Source organism: Corallococcus carmarthensis, from assembly GCF_003611695.1.
Taxonomy (GTDB): Bacteria; Myxococcota; Myxococcia; order Myxococcales; family Myxococcaceae; genus Corallococcus; species Corallococcus carmarthensis.
The window spans coordinates 1-4,915 of record NZ_RAWE01000370.1; the positions used below are offsets into that span (position 1 = coordinate 1).

Here is a 4,915-nt window from a genome sequence, read left to right on the forward strand (position 1 = left end):
CCCCCAGCTGCTCCCCCTTCGACTCGTTCGAGTACGGCACGAACCCGCGCTCCACCACCGCCGACGCTCCCGGCACCTCCGTCAGCGCCGCGGTCATCAGCCCTCCCGTGCACGCCTCCGCCAACACCAGGCGCACCCCCGCCTCCCGGCACCTCCCAATGACTTTCGGCGCCAACGCCTCCAGGTCGCTCATGCGCCCTCCCTGGGCACCGCCGCCAGCACCGACACCAGCACGTCCCCCCGGAAGGTGATGCCCACCGTGCCTTCCTCCACGTACAGCCCCACCGCCGGGTGCACATCGCCGGGACACACCGCCTCCAGCCCGCCTCGCGGCGTAAAGCCCGCGCGCTGCAACCGCTCCCACCACGCCGTCGCCGGCTCATGGCGCTCACACCGCTCCGACTCGTTCACAGTGCCCACGATGTCGTCCACCTCCCGGCCGAAGAACCGCTTGATGGCGCGCCGCTCCGCGCCCGGCACCTCCAGCGTATCCAGCAACTGGAACACGCGGGAGAAGTGATGCCAGGCGTTGATCAACCGCTCACGCGCCGGCGCCCGGTGGTGGTCCACGTGGGGCTCGCACATCACCACCCCCACCGGCCCCAACGACGCCAGCCTCGCCAGCACCGCGTCGCGGGCTTCCATGCCCGACGTCTCCTGCTCCGCCACGTGGTGCAGCGCGAACGCCGCGTTCACCACCAGCGGCCTCCGCACCGCTCGCAGCGCCGCCCAGGTCGCCGCGTCCAGGTCCTCCACCGGCGACTCCAGCTTCACGAACTCCAGCGACACCCCCACCTCCTCCGCCACCGCCAGCACCGCGTCGCGCGCCTCCACCAGGCTCGTGCCGCTGGGGTCCACGCCCACCACCGTCAGGTGCCGGGGCAGCGCGTTCGCTTTCGCCAGCGCTCGCAGCAGGTTGCACTCCTGCCGCCCCTGCCCGATGCCCACGTCCAACAGCGTCGCCTCCGCGTGCCCCCTCAGGAGGTCCGCGAGCAGCGCGTTCGCCACCGCGTCCGCCGCCGACGCCAGGGGCAGGTGCTTCATCAAGCGCCGGAACAACTCGATCTGCGGCGCGCCTCCGTCCACCTCCGAGGCCCGGTACGGATGCAGCGCCCCCGTCGCCCCCTCCAACCGGCGCGACAGCGCCGTGGCGAACACGGCGTAGTTCTCGTCCTCCGGGATGCGCTCCGCGTCCAGCAACCGATAGAGCGCGGCCAACGTCTCCACCGCCTCCAACGTTCGCGATGACAACGCATGGTCCATCGCCCGGAGCAGCAGTTCGTCCTTCGGCGTGCGCATGCGCCCTCCCCGCGAAGCCTTGGCCGTGGCTTCCGCTCGACATGAAAAAGTGTAACGACCGCCCAAGTCGCGGCTCCAGGGGGCGGCACCTCGGGACAGCGGGCCGTGCGCGTTCGCACAGCGTCTCCGCCTCCGGGACGGGCTGGCGCGGCGCGGGGGAATGGCAGGGGCCCTCCGGGCCGATGCAATTCCTGGCTCCAGAGCCCGTACACTGCGCGCCAGAAAGCACAGCCGGGATTCCCCTCCCGGGCCGTATGGCATTCCGCGTGCCGACTTCCAACCCGGGCCGGGGGAGTCACGGACGCCTTGGGTCGAACTCATGAACGCACGCGGTGTCCGCATCGGGCCGGAGCACTCCGGCCCCGGCCTGGGTGACAGTCTCGTGGGGGTCCGGTGTTGAAGCGCCCGCCCATGTCCGTGCCCCCCGCCGTTCGCCTGGTGCTGGCCCTCGTGCTCCTGTCCGGCGCGACCGCCCGCGCGCAGGGCGTGCCCTCCGCCACCAGCGAGCCCCGCGCCGTGGAGGTGGACGTCCACGCCACCGACGCGGGCCAGGCCCTCTCCACCGAGGACGCCCTCCGCCTGGGCCTCTCTCCCGACGCGGGCGACACGACGCTCGTTCCCCCTGTCCTCACCGCCGACGCGCCCGCCGCGTGGCCCCAAGGCCTGGAGGGCACGCCCGGCGAAGTGGAGCTGGAGCTGCTGGTGGACGTGGAAGGCCGCGTCGCGGAGGTGAAGGTGGTGCGCGCCGCCACCGAGCCGCGCCTCACCGACGCGGCGCTCGCCGCGGCTCCGGGCCTGCGCTTCACCCCGGCCACGCTGGGCGCTGTCCCCGTGGCGGTGCGCCTGCCCTTCGTCTACCGCTTCACGCCGCCCGTGCGGGTCCCCGCCTCCACGACGCGCCTCACCGGCGAGGTGCGCGCACGCGGCACGCGCAAGCCCCTCTCCGACGCGGCCCTCTTCCTGGACGGCGCGCTCGAGCCCGCCTCCACCACGGACGCGCAGGGCCACTTCACGGTGGACGTGACGCCGGGCGCGCACAAGCTGGAGGTCCGCGCGCCGGGCCACGCGACGACGGTGTTCGAGGAGACGCTGGCGCAAGGCCAGACCCTCCAGGTCGTCTACCGGCTCCAGCCGCGCGAGGTGAACCCCTATGAGACGGTGGTGCGCGACGACCGCCCGCGCACGGAGGTCACGCGCATCAGCCTGCACGAGCAGGAGCTCCGCGAGGTGCCCGGCACGCTGGGCGACCCGTTCCGCGTGGTGATGTTGATGCCGGGCGTGGGCAGCCTCGCGTCAGGCATCAGCTATCCGGTGGTGCGTGGCAGCCAGCCCGCGGCGACGGGCTTCTTCCTGGACGGCGTGCGCATCCCGATGCTGTACCACCTGCTGCTCGGGCCCGCGGTGGTGCACCCGGACTTCATCGACACCGTGGACTTCTATCCGGGCTCACCGCCGGTGCAGTTTGGCCGCGTGCTGGGTGGCGCGGTGGAGGGGCGCATCAGCCGCCCTCGCGAGGACCGGCTGCACTTCACCGCGTACGCGGACCTGCTCAACGCGGGCGGCTTCATTGAACAGCCCTTCGAATCCACCGGCACCAGCGTCACCCTGGCGGGCCGCTTCAGCTACTCCGCGCTGCTCATCTCGCTGGCGGCCAATGCCTTCCAGAACGAGGAGGCGGAGCAGCTGCGCGCGGGCTTCTGGGACTACCAGGCGCGCATCGAGCAGAAGGTGGGCAAGGGCCGCCTGCGCCTGTTCGCGCTGGGCAGCTCCGACGACGTGGGCATCGCGCCGGAGCTGCGCGAGGGCGCGGAAGGGGGCGGCGTCGTGTCGCGCTTCCACCGCATCGACCTGCGCGGCACGCACCCCGTGGCGGAGGGCGAGGGCGAGGCCGGCGTCACGCTGGGCTGGGACGGCCTGGGCCTCAACGGCGAGCAGACGCGGAGCACCACCGGAGGCGCCTTCACCCGCGAGAACGTGGGCGAGTACGGGCTGAGCCAGGTGAGCCTCGCCGCGCGCGCGGGGTGGCGCCGCACGCTCACGTCCTCGCTCGACCTGGCCGTGGGCGCGGACGTGGAGCACCGCCGCTCGGCCACCACGCTCACCGGCACCGCGCGGCCTCCGGGCTGGCGTCCTTCCGACGAAGCGGATCCGCTCAAGCGGCCCAGCGCGCTGGCCACCTTCTCCGGCGCGTACGCGTCCGCCACGTGGAAGCCCTCGGAAGACTGGGGGGTGACGCCGGGCCTGCGCGTGGACGCGTACCACCTGGTGCCGGGCATGACCTTCACCGCGGTGGAGCCGCGCCTGTCCGTGCGCCACACGCTGACGGACACCCTCACGCTCAAGGGCGGCGCGGGCCTGTACCACCAGCCGCCCACCGTGCTCGTGCACGTGCCCGCCATCGACACCGCGAGCCTGCGCTACGGCCTCCAGTCCGGCGCGCAGTTCGACGTGGGCGCGGAGTGGAAGGCCTTCGACGGGCTGGAGCTGAGCGCGGACGCGTACTTCAACCCGCTCTCCCGCGCGGTGGAGTTCGACCTGGTGGACGTGGCGGAGAACCGCCGGAGCCGGGGCAGCCTGCGCGAGGACCCCGCCACCACCGGCTACGCCTACGGCTTCGACCTGATGGCGCGCCACCCGCTGGGCCGCCACTGGTTCGGCTGGGTGTCCTACAGCTTCCTGCAGAGCAGGCGGAAGGCGCGCTTCGCCCGCGTCGGCGACGACAACCGGGTGGTGGAGATGGTGGAGGGCACGCTGCCCTTCGCCTTCGAACAGGCGCACAGCCTCAACGCCGCGCTCAGCTACAAGTTCGGCGACAACTGGACGGTGGGCACGGTGGTGCACTTCAACACCGGCCGTCCGGAGACGGGGCAGATCACCTCCCAGACGCAGCGGGGGGTGACGCTCGACGACGGAACGCAAGGATGGGTGCGGCAGGACTTGGACCGCACGGAGCGGCTGGCGCCGTTCTTCCGCGTGGACGCGCGCATCGCGAAGTCGTGGGCCTACCAGGACTTCACGTTGGATGCGTCGCTCGACGTGCTCAACCTCTCCGCGCAGCAGGAGGTGGTGGCCTACGAGTACCACTACGAGGGCGGTGACTACGAAGGCTCCCCCCACAAGGACCTCCGTCCCGTGCGCTCCCCCGTCCGCATCCCCGTCATCCTCCCCCTCTTCGGGCTCAAGGCGACCTACTGACATGCGACGCGCACTCGTCACCTCCCTGGCGCTCCTGGCCTCCGTCACCACCGGCTGCGAGCGCTATGCCGAGGACCCCATCTTCGGGTACGGCCGCGCGCTCCAACGGGACGGCACACCGCGCTCCGGCGAGACGCTGACCCTGGAGCGGCTGGACGAAGCTGGCTTCGCGCCGCTCGCCACCACCATCACGGAGGCCTCGGGCGATTTCACCCTGGAGGTGCTGTACGGGGACGTCATGAGGGATTCGAACTCCTTCAGCACCCTCAACCGGCTGCGGGTGGCGCTGCCCCTGGAGGCGGACGGCAGCGGGACCTTCCTCACGTTCGCCATGCGGGACGACGTGGAGCTGCCCACGCTGAAGCCGTGGGACGCGCACCCGGTGGTGAGCACCAGCGACCAGGGCCCCACCGTGGCCTTC

Annotated in this window: 3 protein-coding genes and 1 pseudogene; 2 read left to right on the top strand and 2 right to left on the bottom strand. The window is 72.3% G+C overall.

Annotated elements, in window-relative coordinates; all coding sequences use genetic code 11:
* Nucleotides 1-193 (bottom strand): CinA family protein (locus D7X32_RS43095; protein WP_147450498.1); only part of this gene is annotated, 193 nt, incomplete at its 3' end.
* Complete coding sequence (locus D7X32_RS43100; protein ID WP_120608292.1) at nucleotides 190-1,299, bottom strand: GRAS family protein; 1,110 nt, start codon at nucleotides 1,297-1,299, stop codon at nucleotides 190-192. The genes D7X32_RS43095 and D7X32_RS43100, both read right to left, overlap by 4 nt.
* A 411-nt stretch (nucleotides 1,300-1,710) precedes the next feature.
* Between D7X32_RS43100 and D7X32_RS43105 the strand changes: the two genes are divergently transcribed.
* Both D7X32_RS43105 and D7X32_RS43110 read left to right on the top strand, forming a co-directional pair.
* A complete protein-coding gene (locus tag D7X32_RS43105; protein ID WP_120608293.1) occupies nucleotides 1,711-4,494 on the top strand; it encodes a TonB-dependent receptor domain-containing protein in 2,784 nt (927 codons plus the stop codon).
* 1 nt (nucleotide 4,495) lies between these two features.
* A pseudogene (locus tag D7X32_RS43110) lies at nucleotides 4,496-4,915 on the top strand (hypothetical protein); the annotation flags it as partial.